This window comes from Allorhizobium sp. NPDC080224 (assembly GCF_050281005.1).
Lineage (GTDB): Bacteria > Pseudomonadota > Alphaproteobacteria > Rhizobiales > Rhizobiaceae > Allorhizobium.
Genome location: NZ_JBNNWJ010000001.1, coordinates 3,222,538 through 3,236,418, shown reverse-complemented (window position 1 = coordinate 3,236,418; position 13,881 = coordinate 3,222,538). Strand labels below are relative to the sequence as shown.

22 protein-coding genes are annotated in these 13,881 nt (G+C 59.1%); 18 read left to right on the top strand and 4 right to left on the bottom strand.

Going from position 1 to position 13,881, the window contains the following annotated elements; all coding sequences use genetic code 11:
* Positions 1 to 4: 4 nt before the first annotated feature.
* Both ACQKP1_RS15955 and ACQKP1_RS15950 read right to left on the bottom strand, forming a co-directional pair.
* Positions 5 to 793 carry an antA/AntB antirepressor family protein gene (locus ACQKP1_RS15955; RefSeq protein ID WP_427276007.1) on the bottom strand — a complete coding sequence of 263 codons (789 nt, stop codon included), beginning with the start codon at positions 791 to 793 and terminating at the stop codon, positions 5 to 7.
* Between the two features lie 76 nt (positions 794 to 869).
* Entirely contained in the window at positions 870 to 1,634 is a 765-nt protein-coding gene (locus ACQKP1_RS15950) for a helix-turn-helix domain-containing protein (protein ID WP_427276006.1), read from the bottom strand.
* A gap of 164 nt (positions 1,635 to 1,798) precedes the next feature.
* Here ACQKP1_RS15950 and ACQKP1_RS15945 point away from each other — a divergent pair, with 164 nt between their 5' ends.
* From ACQKP1_RS15945 to ACQKP1_RS15910, 8 genes are all read left to right on the top strand, one after another.
* Entirely contained in the window at positions 1,799 to 2,002 is a 204-nt protein-coding gene (locus ACQKP1_RS15945) for a hypothetical protein (RefSeq protein WP_427276005.1), read from the top strand.
* Positions 1,999 to 2,757: a hypothetical protein gene (locus ACQKP1_RS15940; protein WP_427276004.1), complete on the top strand. Its 759-nt coding sequence runs from the start codon at positions 1,999 to 2,001 to the stop codon at positions 2,755 to 2,757. The genes ACQKP1_RS15945 and ACQKP1_RS15940 overlap by 4 nt, the downstream gene beginning before the upstream one ends.
* Positions 2,744 to 2,923 (top strand): hypothetical protein, encoded by a 180-nt coding sequence (locus ACQKP1_RS15935; protein ID WP_427276003.1) that lies wholly within the window; start codon positions 2,744 to 2,746, stop codon positions 2,921 to 2,923. Before ACQKP1_RS15940 ends, ACQKP1_RS15935 begins: the two co-directional genes overlap by 14 nt.
* Positions 2,920 to 3,273 (top strand): hypothetical protein, encoded by a 354-nt coding sequence (locus ACQKP1_RS15930; protein ID WP_427276002.1) that lies wholly within the window; start codon positions 2,920 to 2,922, stop codon positions 3,271 to 3,273. The genes ACQKP1_RS15935 and ACQKP1_RS15930 overlap by 4 nt, the downstream gene beginning before the upstream one ends.
* Positions 3,266 to 3,706, top strand: a complete 441-nt coding sequence (locus ACQKP1_RS15925) for a hypothetical protein (RefSeq protein WP_427276001.1) — start codon at positions 3,266 to 3,268, stop codon at positions 3,704 to 3,706. The genes ACQKP1_RS15930 and ACQKP1_RS15925 overlap by 8 nt, the downstream gene beginning before the upstream one ends.
* A gap of 61 nt (positions 3,707 to 3,767) precedes the next feature.
* Positions 3,768 to 4,214 (top strand): hypothetical protein, encoded by a 447-nt coding sequence (locus ACQKP1_RS15920; protein WP_427276000.1) that lies wholly within the window; start codon positions 3,768 to 3,770, stop codon positions 4,212 to 4,214.
* Entirely contained in the window at positions 4,211 to 4,636 is a 426-nt protein-coding gene (locus ACQKP1_RS15915) for a hypothetical protein (RefSeq protein WP_427275999.1), read from the top strand. Before ACQKP1_RS15920 ends, ACQKP1_RS15915 begins: the two co-directional genes overlap by 4 nt.
* On the top strand, positions 4,633 to 5,250 hold the full coding sequence (locus ACQKP1_RS15910; RefSeq protein ID WP_427275998.1) for a hypothetical protein: 618 nt from the start codon (positions 4,633 to 4,635) through the stop codon (positions 5,248 to 5,250). The genes ACQKP1_RS15915 and ACQKP1_RS15910 overlap by 4 nt, the downstream gene beginning before the upstream one ends.
* 31 nt (positions 5,251 to 5,281) lie before the next feature.
* On the opposite strand, the gene ACQKP1_RS15905 is transcribed toward ACQKP1_RS15910, so the two are convergent.
* Together ACQKP1_RS15905 and ACQKP1_RS15900 are read right to left on the bottom strand one after the other, a co-directional pair.
* A complete protein-coding gene (locus ACQKP1_RS15905) occupies positions 5,282 to 5,542 on the bottom strand; it encodes a hypothetical protein (RefSeq protein WP_427275997.1) in 261 nt (86 codons plus the stop codon).
* Between the two features lie 26 nt (positions 5,543 to 5,568).
* Positions 5,569 to 6,012, bottom strand: coding sequence for a hypothetical protein (locus ACQKP1_RS15900; protein WP_427275996.1), 444 nt, complete (start codon positions 6,010 to 6,012; stop codon positions 5,569 to 5,571).
* Between the two features lie 381 nt (positions 6,013 to 6,393).
* On the opposite strand from ACQKP1_RS15900, the gene ACQKP1_RS15895 reads away from it, so the two are divergent.
* From ACQKP1_RS15895 to ACQKP1_RS15850, 10 genes are all read left to right on the top strand, one after another.
* Positions 6,394 to 6,834 carry a hypothetical protein gene (locus tag ACQKP1_RS15895; protein ID WP_427275995.1) on the top strand — a complete coding sequence of 147 codons (441 nt, stop codon included), beginning with the start codon at positions 6,394 to 6,396 and terminating at the stop codon, positions 6,832 to 6,834.
* A gap of 49 nt (positions 6,835 to 6,883) precedes the next feature.
* A complete protein-coding gene (locus ACQKP1_RS15890) occupies positions 6,884 to 7,267 on the top strand; it encodes a hypothetical protein (RefSeq protein WP_427275994.1) in 384 nt (127 codons plus the stop codon).
* On the top strand, positions 7,267 to 8,853 hold the full coding sequence (locus ACQKP1_RS15885; protein WP_427275993.1) for a terminase: 1,587 nt from the start codon (positions 7,267 to 7,269) through the stop codon (positions 8,851 to 8,853). Before ACQKP1_RS15890 ends, ACQKP1_RS15885 begins: the two co-directional genes overlap by 1 nt.
* The gene (locus tag ACQKP1_RS15880) at positions 8,853 to 9,074 is read left to right on the top strand and encodes a hypothetical protein (RefSeq protein WP_427275992.1); all 222 of its coding nucleotides are present in this window, start codon (positions 8,853 to 8,855) and stop codon (positions 9,072 to 9,074) included. The genes ACQKP1_RS15885 and ACQKP1_RS15880 overlap by 1 nt, the downstream gene beginning before the upstream one ends.
* A 3-nt stretch (positions 9,075 to 9,077) precedes the next feature.
* Positions 9,078 to 10,748 (top strand): portal protein, encoded by a 1,671-nt coding sequence (locus ACQKP1_RS15875; RefSeq protein ID WP_427275991.1) that lies wholly within the window; start codon positions 9,078 to 9,080, stop codon positions 10,746 to 10,748.
* Positions 10,749 to 10,785: 37 nt separating this feature from the next.
* Positions 10,786 to 11,106, top strand: a complete 321-nt coding sequence (locus ACQKP1_RS15870) for a hypothetical protein (protein ID WP_427275990.1) — start codon at positions 10,786 to 10,788, stop codon at positions 11,104 to 11,106.
* Positions 11,103 to 12,032, top strand: a complete 930-nt coding sequence (locus ACQKP1_RS15865; protein ID WP_427275989.1) for a hypothetical protein — start codon at positions 11,103 to 11,105, stop codon at positions 12,030 to 12,032. Before ACQKP1_RS15870 ends, ACQKP1_RS15865 begins: the two co-directional genes overlap by 4 nt.
* 191 nt (positions 12,033 to 12,223) lie before the next feature.
* The gene (locus ACQKP1_RS15860) at positions 12,224 to 13,060 is read left to right on the top strand and encodes a phage capsid protein (protein WP_427275988.1); all 837 of its coding nucleotides are present in this window, start codon (positions 12,224 to 12,226) and stop codon (positions 13,058 to 13,060) included.
* A gap of 12 nt (positions 13,061 to 13,072) precedes the next feature.
* Positions 13,073 to 13,381: a hypothetical protein gene (locus tag ACQKP1_RS15855; RefSeq protein WP_427275987.1), complete on the top strand. Its 309-nt coding sequence runs from the start codon at positions 13,073 to 13,075 to the stop codon at positions 13,379 to 13,381.
* 63 nt (positions 13,382 to 13,444) lie between these two features.
* The gene (locus tag ACQKP1_RS15850; protein WP_427275986.1) at positions 13,445 to 13,879 is read left to right on the top strand and encodes a hypothetical protein; all 435 of its coding nucleotides are present in this window, start codon (positions 13,445 to 13,447) and stop codon (positions 13,877 to 13,879) included.
* The last annotated feature ends 2 nt before the right edge of the window (positions 13,880 to 13,881 follow it).

The window sequence follows — 13,881 nt, the reverse complement described above, 5'->3', positions numbered from 1 at the left end:
TTATTCACTCGCGCCGCATTAGTTTAAACCGGCGGTCGATGTCGGGATGTGTTGCAGTTGTCGCCGTTGCGGCCCGGCATTCGCTGACGAAGCGCTTGAATAGCTTCGTGACCTCAAGGATCTGATACACCGCGAAGCTGCTCCCTTGAGCGTTCTCGTGGCTGTTCTTCACCATCGCAAACACTGGGGGTCGATAGGGGAAGCTGGTGAGGACGAGATCGACAACCCAAGGCGGGAGACCGTATTTTTTGCCTATCCGCGCCTTCGCTTCCGATTTAGTTTCGGTGTGCTGCGGCTTGATGGTCAGAGGAGCAGTCCGCTCGACGTGCGCCACCCGCGCATCCATTGCCTCGATCGCCCTCTGATGCTCCGCCTGCCGCCGCTCAAAGTCAACGAGGGCTTGAGCATTCTGGAGCACAATTTCCGCCGTCGTCATCTGCCGAGGCTGGCTTACAGCTTCCTCGATCGAGAGGAAGTATTTGCGGATGGCTCGGCCTCGCTCTGAGCGATCGACCATTCCCAACTCTTTACCCATGCCGATCGTGAGGAAGTATTCGCTGGTCGTCTGGGCGCGAGCTTTTGAGCTCCCCGATTTTGGGGAGCTCAAAACTCCGACCTTCACGTAGTCGACGTTTTCGACGAAGCCGAACCTTTGGATCCGATCCTTGATCCAAGTGGTGTAATCCTTCTTCGCACCGAGGAAGCGGTGAACTTCACGCGCGTCGACAGTTTTTACAACCTGCCCGGCGAGCGGCTTTTCCGTGATAGCGGGGAACTGGTTATGCGCGTTCATCGATGGCTACTCCGATATGTTGGGAGTAACCTTAATGCGAGATAAAAAGCCAGTCAATGGCAATGAGAGAAATATCCTACATATCAAGTTGGCGCGTCAATTGAACTACGACGCCCTCGATTAAGACGTCGCCGCCCTCAACCGTCTTGTATCGGTCGAACTGCTCTGATCTTTCCGCCACTTCGATGTCGGGATAAGTTGGGCCGCCCCAGTCGCTAGGGACGGTTGACAGGGCAAAACCCTTGACGCGCCGTTTTACCTTCCGAGCGCTTAACTCTTCCACTCGCGTGCCCGGCAGCCTGTGAGCAACGATCACCAGTGCGCCGTCTGGGGCGCTATCCGCATTAGGATCAGAAACAGCGGTAAGGAGGTCTCCCTTGGTGATAAAGAGGCCTTCGAGCGACTGGTCTCCCATCTTATAGAGATACAAGTCCCGATACATATATCGGTGTTCACTACGCAGCGGCTTTCGCTCTCGCTGCCCGAAGTCGTGGGCAAAGACGTTCTTCTCCACCTGTGGCGGTAGCTGCCTATAGACGCCGGCTTCAAGAATTCCGCTAATGTCGCTGGTTCTGGCGAAAACATCGATCAAGATGTCCGTCGGCTCTGCCAGGTGGAGCTTGTCGCTCTCGCCAGTAAGGTAACTGTAGCTGCACTCCAGCACGTCAGCTATAGCATGGATCGTCAGCATGCCGGGGTTTTTCGCCTTACCTGACAAAATGTCTCGGACCGCAGATCGGCTTAACTTTGCTTCTATGGCAACTGAGGACGGGTTTTTGCCCATCGCATCCATGCGTTCTCGAAGCCGCTCTTTGAGGGTGTCAGTCGTGAATTCGTCCATGCCGCAAATATCCATCACTTGAAGCTGTTTGCAAGCGAGACATATCACGCATTAGCCGTTGCAAATGCGAGAAATATCCATATACTTAACGAGCTATGGAAAACGAGCTCCGCAAAACACTCCTTGAGACAGCTGCTGCGTTCGCGAAAGCGAGCAACTGCGCCATGTCCACTGTCGGCCGCCGTGCGAAGAAAGATCCGAATTTCTTTAACCGCCTTGCCGACCATGAAAACACATTCACCGCACGTACCTTTGATGAGGTCATGCGGTGGTGCTCCGACAACTGGCCCGCCGGCAAGCAGATGCCGTTTGGCCTAATGAGGTGGATGGCCGACACAGGCCATCAGCCGGAGACGCTCTCCCTATGAGCGCCCCGATCAATGACACCACAACCAGCAGCGCGACGTGGAAATTCCAGTTCGAGAACACGGTCAATGCCGATCCCCGGGCCAAGGGCGCTTGCCTGAAGGTTTTGAGGGTTTATCTCGACTTTGCCAGCAAATCCGACCCTCGTGCTTTCGTGACCATGCCCGAGCTGATGCTGGCAACTGCCTGCACCCGACCGACGCTCAAGAAGGCGCTGCAGACAATGGAGCGTCTTGGCTACATGGTGCCTCTGTTTACCACAGAAGGGGGCGCTACCATGTACCGGTTGGTCAATGCTCGGCAGGAGCTCGTCGCTGATCACATTGGCATTGCCAGGACGTCCCTCGCGTTCGATCGCGCTGAACAGAAAAGGCGTTACCGGCTCCGCAGGAGGATGAAAGAAACTTTCTCCCCGCGCCCTTCGGAAGGTGAAAGAAACTTACCCCCCAAAGTGAAAGAAACTTTCCCCAATACCGTGGAAGGAAACCGTAGAGTTTCTTGCTCTGAGGGAAGAGGAGGATTGATAGAGGAAGATGCTCTGTCTTCATCCAGCTTCTATGGCCCTATTCCTGATGAGGTCCCCTTCGATATCCCATCGGACGAGCAGGAAGCCGAAATCATGCTCGACGAGATCCGGCCATTCATCGGGAATGTGAACGGCCCGGTGCTGGCATCGCTGAAGCGCATGCTCATGAGCGGCGAGCTCAGCCCGGCCTACCTGTCCCAGCAATTCGGAGGCGGCCATGGCGCAGCCTGAACAGCTCGACCTCCTGGAATGGGCGGAGACGCGGCCCACCGCAGAAGTCGTGGACATCGTCGATCAGATTGCCCTTCGCATCTGGTACCGGCGATACTGGCCGAAGCCGCAGAACCCATGCCAACAGCCCATCAATCTCCCAGAACGGAAACGAGGTGCAGCATGACGGATGAAATCAGCGACGACGAGCTCGAGCGCCGTATGCGCAAGAGCCTTTTCAACTCGACGAAAGTTGAAACACGGAAAAAGGGCGATCGGGAAAAGTCAAAGATCGACCCCGCGACGCTCGCAGCGCCTGGCAGCACCGAGGTAGTCCGGCGCCGGTCGAAGCTCAAGACCCACTACGAGTATTACCTCTACAGCCCGGAGTACGACGAGCCCTATTGGCTGATCCAGCGAGTTACCGGCGACAAGCGCGAAATTTACCGGAAGTGCGCCGACGAGGACGATCTCAACAGCGAAATTCGGGAACTCGAGGCGATGAGGCAGGAAGTGCGGAGGACCGATCATGGATGACCACATCGCCATCAGCCCGGGCCAGTGGGTCTTGGCCTGCGAGCGCTTCACGGGCCCAATAGACACGACCCTTGCGGAGCACCTGGAGCGCTTCGCTTTCCATCACTGGATGGACACGACGCCAGTCGATGATTTGTTGGCTGTCCTTCAGGTGGACAAGGTCATGCCCAACACTTTCACGGCAAAAGGTGGTAGCCGCCAGACCAGCGCCGGTCAGCGGCTTCCTCGTGCGTATGTTGTGGCGAGTTTCGAAACGGAAGCCGAAGCGGTAGCGCTCAGGGACAAGCTCTTTGGGATCGGTGATGAGGCCGGACGAAAGATCGAAGCGGAGATGTATCGACGCGTCGAGAAGTTCGCCGAACGGGAAAAGGCGAAAGCGCTGAAGAAGATCCACCGCGCCCTGCCACAGATTTTCGGGAGGGAGCTGAAATGATCCTCCTCAACATCATCAAGCTCCGCTTGCGCCTCCGCCTCTCACAATGGAGGGCAGGTCGATGACGCAGATCCTCAACGTCACCCGGAATGATGACGGGCAGTACGAAGTGACCGACCAGCGCGGCAAGCTGGTGGACGGACCCTTCGAAACGAATGCGGCCGCCTGGCGGGCGATCGATCGGCTCGACAGCGAAGCAGCAGTGCCGAAGCCCCGGAGCAACAAGCGCGTTCTGTGGGGCAAGCCCGAAGCGCCGGCCAAGGGAAAAAAGGCCCGAAGGAAGGAGAAGCAGCGGAGTGCAAAACAGGCGGAGCGTGACGAGCATCGTCTCAAGGTGAACGCTGCCAAGGCTCCGGGGTGGGTGCGTAGCGTGGCCGCGGCGAAGTTCGACCCAGCGGGGCAGCGGGCTTACCGCGACCACAAGCTCGGCACCTTCGGCGCGGCGTCCGAGGTGAAGCGGATTGACCCGGCCGAATACCTGGCGGCTCAGGCGCGAGGTGAGCGTTGATCAGAAGGAATGGCATCAACGTCCACGCCTTCTGTCAGGGGTTGGGCATCCGTGTTCGGCGACCGGCGGCGCTCAAGTTCCGTCGCGAGCCGAACACCATTTATGGCGGCCGAAACATCTCGCGCATGATCGCCTCAACGAGCGAGGAGCACGTCTACTGCGTTCTGCGCTGCATCCAGGCCTCGTCGCCGGATGCCTTCTATGGTGACGTGCTCTATGCGGTCCACCGCTACATCTCGAGCCATCGCTCGGCAGAAGCCGCTGGAGCGCTGGCGCAGTCGTTTGCGGGCATCGACCTTCTCCACCTCCGCAATCGCGCTCAGCGGCTCGCTCTGGGGCCGCACAAGGCCATGACGAAGCGAGCCGACGCGCTCGCAATCCTGATCGCAGACCATCTCGAGCATCGCGAGGACGCCGCATGAAGTTGACCGACAGCCATTCGATGATCCTTGAGCGCCTGATCGAGGCCATGGAGACGGACGACGCGCTACCGGTCAGCATCGGGCCGAAGATGTTCGGATCCTCGATGCCGGAGTATGTCCACACGGTCGCCGAGGAGAATGAGCGCAAGCGCGAAGACTATCGCCAGACCGGGGGCTTCCGTATCCGCGAAGACGAAGCAGCCGAGCGCCGGCGGACTGAGCGCCGCGCACGCTGCAGCCGGGCCCGGATCTCGCGCATGGAGGAGGCTTTCGCATGGGTGCAGGACGCAGTGCCCAACCAGCGGAACCGCAAATGTCTGCTTGCCTATGCTCTCGTGAAGGCCCGCGGCTGGGACTGGAGCCGCTACGTCACCAACCGGAACCGTCGCTTTTCCCGCGAAAAGGCATGGGTTCGCCAAAAGACATACGAATGGATTGCCAAGGCACTTCAACAGATTGAGAAAAAATTCCTGCAGACGAGCCTGCCGTGCATGGAAGGGGCCGATTTACAAACGGGACAGATCGGGCCAGAAAACACGGGCAAATCAATAAGATCGGATTTGCGTTCGTGGATCGCACCTGATGGAAAACCCTCCTATCGGAGGACGGCATAGCCAGGGCGGCCCAACTGGACACAAGCGAAGGCTACCGAGGCGCAATGCCTTCGTTTTGCCATGCCTCATAGATCTCTTTGATTTGCGGGAAGTCTACATGCCCGCAATCTTCCACCCACACCCGAACCACATAATGCTTGCCAGACGCTTCGGCGTCGATCGCGGCAGCAAATGCTTCAAGGGCGGTTGGAAACCTCGTCTCATCCATGCCGGAAAACTCCGCTGTGGATGCTGTGAGCATCTTGGCGGAGGCTTCTGGCAAAACGTCTCTATAGGCGATGATCTGGTTCATGTTCCTCTCCGTGCGGCTCTTTCGCGTTATAGCGGTGCTAGCCAGTATTCGACATAACGACTATCTGACTGTCTGTGCTCAAAGCCCAAAACCTTGAACCACTTGGGGACAGACGGGTGTGGCGAAAAGCTGGTCGAACAAACTGGCAGATTGCCATTGTCCGCTTGGATTTTTCTTATGTGTTCGAAGCAAAATCGCACACTGCGACTTGAGAAGAAGCTCTCTTTGGCCGCGAACGAAGTGTGAATGGCTACTTCGTCTATCGACCAACTGATCACCGCCAGTGCTTCGTTACCATGTGTCAAGGTGTGCGCTTGGCCCGCGTCTGCAAGCTGGGTGAAGATGCTTTTCACTTCTCTCAAGTTGAAACCAGCGTTCTCATACTCCGTGCGCATTCGTGGCGCACTGTCGCGAAACACTTTGGCCAGATCGCTCCGCGTCGTTGATCTGAATTGCATACGGTCCCCCATTCTCACCGGCGTCCTAATCAGCTGATTTGCTCGTAGCCATGCAGAGCCAGAAGGCAAGCCGCTTTTGCCTCGGATGTGGTCGGGGCAGAGCAGACAAACCACCTATCCCCTATCGCGTCCTCATAGGTTGGGCCGAGTTTGCAGCCTAGTAAAAGCAGGGTTTTCTGAAGCGCTTGTCGCTCTGATGAAGGGATCCGGTAATGGAGGTCAGTTTGAGGCTGCATTTAGGTACCTGCAATGCCGCAAATCCGGCGGAAATCGTGCTTTCTCTCCGCACTGGCTGAACCGTCGCCTACGACTGCTTCAAAAGCAATACCCTTCGCTTTCGCCCCATACTGCGTGCCGCGCCTCTGAGCGCTTTGTCTTTCCACAGGTGCACTCATGACAACCATCGCTTTCCGCGACGGCATACTTGCCGCCGATCGGGCAATCTTTGACCGCGACACCTATTGCGGCGAGACGCTGAAGATCCATCGGGCGGGCTGTGGCGCTATCGGTGGCGTTGCTGGCTGCTTCGGTGACGCCTCGACCTTCCGGGAATGGATGACTTCACTCGATGGCGTCGACCTTAGCGGCCCGCCGAATTTCGAGCACGAGAACAGCGAGGCCCTATTTCTAACGCCGGACGGGCAGTGCTTCTGGATCGGCCCCGGTAAGCGGTGGGTGCAACAGCATGGACCGTTCTTCGCCATCGGCTCAGGCTTCAGGATCGCAATGGGTGCGCTTGCTGCTGGTGCTTCTGCAGAGCAGGCCGTCAATATCTGCTGCGACCTGGACAGCTATACGCGCGGCCCGGTCGACACGCTAAAGCTGGAGGGCTGAGACAATGCCGGCTGGCCGCCCGAGCAAATACGACCCGAAATACTGCGAGATGGTCGTCGACCACATGAGGGAGGGCGCAAGCCTCACTTCCTTCGCCGCATCGATCGGCGTTTCGCGCGACACGATTACCGAATGGGGCAATGTTCACCGCGAATTTTCCTTAGCCATAAAAGAGGGCAAGGCTGTTTGCGCCTCTTGGTGGGAGGAAGTGGCGCGCAAGAACGCCAAGGACGGTGGAGGGAACGCGACGCTCGTGATCTTCGGGCTGAAGAACATGGCGGCGGACGACTGGCGCGAGCGCGCTTCTGTGGAGGTTTCCGGGCCCAACGGCGGAGCCATTCAGACGGAAGAGAAATCTGTCACTCCGCGCGCTCTGGCTCGTGAAATCGCTTTCGCCCTCGCGGCAGGCCAGAAAGAACAGCAGGGCGAGTGATGGGCTCCGCATCTGCCCTCGACGAGATCCTTCGGGCATATAACGCGCTGCCAGAGAATGAGCAGGCGAAGATCCTTTCAAACGCTCACACGATCCGGAACGGTCGGCGCTGGGTGCCGAACCCGGGCCCGCAGACCGATGCCTATTTCTCGGAAGCTGACGAGCTCTTCTATGGTGGTGGGGCAGGGGGCGGGAAGTCCGCTTTGCTCTGCGGTGTTTCCGTCAATGAGCACAAGAACGCGCTGATCCTTCGCCGGATCTCGAAGAACCTGAAGGGCATCAAGCGTGAGCTGCACACGATCCTCGGCAGCCATGACGGCTTCAACGATCAGGCGGGCGTTTGGCGTCACTCAAATGGCGTGATTGACCTCGGCCATTGTGAGCACGAGGGCGACAAGGAGAACTATCAGGGGGTCCCGCACGACCTGAAGGGCTTCGACGAGCTGACGCAGTTCACGGAAAGCCAATACACCTACATCATTGGCTGGAACCGCTCGGCCGATCCGAACCAGCGCTGCCGTGTGATCGCTACCGGTAATCCACCTACGACGGCTGAAGGCCAGTGGGTCATTAAACGGTGGGCGCCGTGGCTTGATCGCACGCACCCGAACCCGGCCAAGCCCGGCGAGTTGCGGTGGTTCACGACGATCGACGGAGAAGACACTGAGGTCGAGAGAGACTACGTCGGCCCGAACGGCCAGCGCCCGCGGTCGAGGACCTTCATCCCGGCACTGCTCGAGGACAACCCCGATCTCGCCGAGACTGGCTATGCTTCGGTAATTGAGGCGATGCCCGAGCCGCTGCGCACGATGATGCGGGAAGGCCGCTTCGACGTGGCCACGCAGGATGACCCGTGGCAGGCGATCCCGACGATGTGGGTTCAAGCCGCAATGGCGCGCTGGACGATCGATCCGCCGGACGGGCTGCCGATGACAGCAGTCGCCGCCGACGTCGCGCAAGGTGGCCCAGACAGAACGCAGATCCAGGCGCGCTATGAGCACTGGTATTCGCGCTTTGACAGCTACAAAGGGCACGAGACGCCAGACGGGCCGACTGTCGCAGGGCTCATCATCAAGAAGATGCGCGATCGGTGCCGCGTCGTAGTGGACGCCGGAGGCGGGTATGGCGGGGACACGCTGACCCAGCTCGCGCATGCCGACATTGATTGCTTTGGCTTCAAGGGTGGCGACGGTTCGCGATCATCGACAAGAGACGGGCTCTACCGGTTCAAGAACCTGCGAGCACAGGCGGTGTGGCAGTTCCGTGAGCAGCTGGACCCGTCATATGGCAGCAGGATCGCCTTGCCTCCTGATCCGGAGCTCCTAGCCGATCTCTGTGCCTTCCGATACGAGATCCGGCCCTCAGGCGGCGGCGAGATGATCGTGATCCTCCCGAAGGAGGACATGAAAGAAGCTCTCGGACGGTCCCCGGACAAAGGTGACACGACAATTATGCTTTCGGCGTCCTCACTGGGGGGGCTGAAGCGCCCGAAGGCCGCGCAGGAGCGGCGCGAACAATCCCGAACAAGGCTGCAGGCAGTGACCTCAAACGCTGCACTCAAGGCCAAACTGCGAGGTAAACGCTGATGAGTAAGCTATTCGGTGGCGGCAAGTCGTCAACGCCTGCACCACCAGAACCGGCGCCGCCGGCAACCATGCCTGACCCGGAAGACCCGATGGCCAAGCGCGAGCGCCGCAAGACGACCACGCTATCACCTTCCAGAACAAGCAGCGCGGCGGCTGATCGGCTGACGACTGTGCCTGGTACGATTGGCCGCGAGTTTTCGCGCGGAACTCTTGGGGCTTAACTGATGGCTGATCAAGCTGGCCGCGACCTGATGGATATCGATGCGCGCCTCTTCTCTGCGAAGGGGTCGCTTGATCATCTCTATCAGGAGTTGGCCGAATTCCTGTACCCCGAGCGGGCAGAGTTCACGACCGATATCATTCTCGGGCAGGAGTTTGCTTCGCACCTGACGGACGCTACGCCCGTCTTGATGCGTCGTGAGCTGGGCGACCAGATCGGCGGCATGGTACGGCCTGACGGTCGCCAGTGGTTTAAGGCAACGGCTGCAAACAAGTACGTTTCCCGTGACCGCTCGGCGGCTTCCTTCCTTGAGTTCATGACCGACGTTAATGCGGCCATCCTCAATTCGAAGGACAGCGGTTTTCGTCGTGCTGCTCAGTCCGTCGAACATGACTTCGTGACGTTCGGCATGGGCTGGCTTCAGGTCAGCTATAACAAGCGCCGCGATAACCTGCTTTTTCGCTGCCATCATCCGAAGCATATGGCGGGGCAGGAGGGACCGGACGGCCTCACCAATCACGTTCACCGCAAATGCAACATGGCTGCGCAACTTCTGGCGCACCTCTTCGGGGAAGAGAAGCTGCCGCAGAAGATCCGCGACGCGCTGAAGAAGAAGGATTTCAAGACGACCTTCGGCGCGCGTCATATCTTCGTGCCGCTGGATCTCTATGAGCCTTATCGCAAGTTTCCGAAGGGTGCTAAGTGGGCGGACATTTATCTGCTCGATGACGGCACCATCCTTCAGGAACTGCCGGCCTTCACCTTTGACTACGTGGTTCCTCGCTGGCAATTGCTGCCCGGCAAGTTCTATGCGCTCTCGACGGCTGCAAGCATCGGACTTGCTGAAAGCCGCATGCTCCAGCGCATGAAAATGACCATCATCGAAGCCGGGGAAAAGCAGGTTGACCCGCCGATGATTGCCACACAAGACGCGGTTATGTCGCCTGTGGACCTGACACCGGGCGGCGTGACCTACATCGACAGCGAATATGACGAGCGCCTAGGCGCTGCACTTCGCCCGATCGACCTCGGCAAGAATGTCGGTCTCGGTGTGGATCTGATCAACGACCAGCGCCGGCAGATTGCGGACGCTTTCTTCCTCAACAAGCTGCAGCCGATCGGCATGGCCGACAAGCAAATGACCGCTTACGAGGCTTCGCAGCGGGTAACGGAGTGGATCAGGAACGCTCTGCCTCTCTTCGGCCCGATCGAACACGAATGGACGGGCGCCGTCCTCGATCTGGCCACGGAAAAGGTCATGCGCGCCGGCGGCTATGGCCCGATTGATCGCAATGGCATTCCGGTGGACATGCCCGACGCGCTGCTCGGACAAAACATCACATACGAATTCAACAATGCGCTGAAGGAAGCCCGCGACCGGCAGACGTTGAACGCCTTCCAGGAAAGCGCCGGATTGCTACAGGCTGGCATGTCTCTTGATCCGTCGCTTGCCGGTGATGTGGACGCTCGGACCATGTTCCGCGACGCCTTCGGTGCGGTCCCTGGCGGGCGTGCTGACTGGCTTGTCGATGCTGAACAGGCCGTAGCCGCTCGCCAGCAGTTGCAAGACAAGATGGCACAGCAGCAGCAACTTCAGCAGGTCGGTCAAGTGGCGGACGTTGCCGAACGGGCAGGCGGCGCCGCTCAAGCAATCCAGCAGGCTTTGACCGCCTGACGCCGGCTGACCCGGTTTTCCATTTGAACGGTGATCCATGAAGAAACCACGCTATCGCCCGTGGCTACCCGTCACAGTGCGCTCTGACAATGAACTACCGGCCAATGATCTGGAGATCCGCAAGGCTGATTGTGTGGCTATCCAGGCAGTCGCGACCGGGACGGCCAACGAAGACCAGCAGAAACGGGCATTCGCCGCGATCCTGCACATTTCCGGCCTCGGCGGGCTCGCATGGATGCCGCACGAGCACGGCGGCGATCGAGACACGACCTTTGCAGCGGGCAAGCAGCATGTCGGGCACCAGCTCCGCAAGCTGACGAGCTTTTCCCTTTCGATTTTAACAGGTGAGAAACGATGACGGACCCAATCATGGCCCCGGATACGGGCGCACAGCCAACCGACATGCAGGCCCCTGTAGCGGCTCCCCCCGCTTCGGAGACGCCAGCACCCGTCGCAGGTGCTGAAACCGCTCCAGCGCCTCCCTCTGGCGGTTCTGACGCGGATCTTCAGGCTCTCCGCGAGAAGCTGGCCGGCGGTGACGCTGCATTCCTCAAGCAGCTCGAACGCTACAAGAGCGAAGAGGACATTTCGAAGGGCTTCCGGGAAGCCTACAAGGCGGCAAAGGCTGGCGGCAAGCCTGTTGAGTTGACGGACAAGTCCACGCCGGAAGAGGTCAAGGCCTACCGGGAAGCCATGGGCATCCCTGAAGACCCAACGGCCTACCCGGTTTCGTTCGCTGAAGACTTTGGCGCCTCAGAGTACGACACGGCCATCCTCGATGACTTCAAGGCCGCGATGCACGAAAAGAACGTGCCGCCGAAGGTCGCTGCCGCTGCCCTCGAATGGTATCAGGATTTTGCGACGGTCCAAGCTCAAGAGCTGAATGCGCAGCTCGCCAGGACTGCGAAGGAAACGCAGGCCACGCTGCGGGCTGAATGGGGCGGTGACTATGACGGTAACATCGGCGCCGCTCAACAGCTCATGAAGCAGCACCTCGGCGACGATGGGTTCATGTCCCTCATGGAAATGCGCCTGATGGATGGCTCACGCCTCCAGGACAATTTGCCGTTTGTGAAGATGATGGCCGATCTGGGCGGCGACTACTTCGGCTCGACGGCCATCTTTACCGGCGACGGTGAAGCGACCGGCAAGACATTGGAGCAGCAGAAGACTGAGCTTCTCCAGCTCCGCGTTTCAGATCCCGAAAAGTTCAAGTCTGACGATGTTCAGTCGAAGCTCACACGGATCTATTCACAACTTGAAAAGGTGAATGCCCGGTCTTGATCGGGCACACTAAACCAGCGGCACCCCGGCGACGGCCCCGCAACCTCTCGACAATCGAAGCTGATGCGACGCCCCGGAAACGGTGAATAGCGGCCCCTTGCTCACGCTCGGCACCCCGCAAAAGCCACGACCGGCACCCTGACCACGGCTGAAGGCAACCCCTCCCAAAATCAATCTGAGGAACTGTTACGATGGCTTACGTCATTACGAAACAGCAGTACCGGGATGAATGGGTCGTCGCATTTCAGCGCGGCGAAACCTATCTCAAGGACTGCACCACCCGCGAGCTGATGATCAACGGCCTCACGGCCAATTTCTCGGTTCAGGGTTCCGCTGACCGTATGACGGAACGCGGCACAAACGGCCTGATCCCCTCGCGCAACCGCACGGACAGCAACGTCCCTGTGACGCTCAAGGAGAAGCATTCGAAGGAAACCCGCACGGGCTTCGATGTCTTCACGGCCCCTGCCAACCTCCGCGAAGCGATGCAGAACGCCTCGGCAAAGACTGCCGCGCGTGAAATCGACTTCACCATCATCGATGCGCTGACCGCTGCAACCACGTCCTACGCCAGCGGCGCGGCTCAGACCCTCACCTATGGCAAGACCGTTGACGCGCTGACTGAGCTTTTCGAAGCCGATGTCATGTCCGGCGACGAAATCACTTGCCTGTGGACCCCGAAGGCTTGGGCTCGTCTCCTGACGTTCCAGGAATTCAAGTCGGCTGACTACATCGATGAAAAGCCGCTGGTCGGCCTTGCTCTCGACCGCCCGAAAATCTGGCTGGGCGCGAAGCACATCATGCACAACGGCTTGCCGGGCAAGGGCACGGCGACTGCATCCAACTTCATCTTTGCAAAGGGCGCTCTTGGTCATGCCGTGTCGAACGACATGGTCCAGGTCGCTGCCGGCTACAACGATGAGGATGACTATTCGTATGACCGCGCGACCCTCTACGACGGCGCGGCCATCCTGCAACAGGCCGGCGTGATCAAGGTCGTCACCGACGACACCGCCGCATTCACGTAAGGAGGCCGAACGATGGCTTATGTATCTGATGGCCTCAAGCTCCTGTCCGGCGGTCTCTCCGGCCCGGGCGTTTGCAATACCTGGCTCCTGGACACGACTGACGCAATTGCGACGGTCAACACGTCCAACTATGTCAGCGATGGCGTCACCAAGGGCATGCAGCAGGGCGATATCGTATGGGTTCGCACCCGTACCAGCACGCTCGCTGGCGCAATCACGGCGGTTCATATCTGCTGGGTGATCGATGTCGGTACTGGCACCGGCGCCAAGGGCATCGACCTGACAGATGGCCTCGCGGTCACTGCGACCGATACCGACTAATGGACGCGGGGAGGCGGCTGCGTGGTCGCCTCCCTTTTCCTTTTCCCTTTGAGGTAACTCACGATGAACAAGACCAAGCTTTCCGGCTCGCGTTTTGCGCAAGCTGACTATTCGATCGGTCGTTGTGCCGCTCTCGTCCCTGCTGAAACGACGCTGGAAGACGTGACGCACCCCGAATATTTCAACAACTTCCTCAACCTCCTGCGCCGGGGAATGACAATCGAAGTCCTGTCGGATGACGACAAGCTTGATTGCACCTTGAGAGTGCTGCGTGTGACAAAAACGTCTGCAGATGTCCGCGTGATCCGTCTGTTTGACGAGGCCAATGCGCCCAAGGTCCAGAAGGCCGAACTGTCGCCGGTGGAAGTCGGCCACGGCGGACCAATCCACAAGTGGCGTTTCATCCACAATGGCGAAGTGATCGAGAAAGGCTTCGAAACCAAGGCCGAAGCCGAGCGCGCCGCTGAGAAATACACCGAGCTGCTGAAGGGCGAATGAGC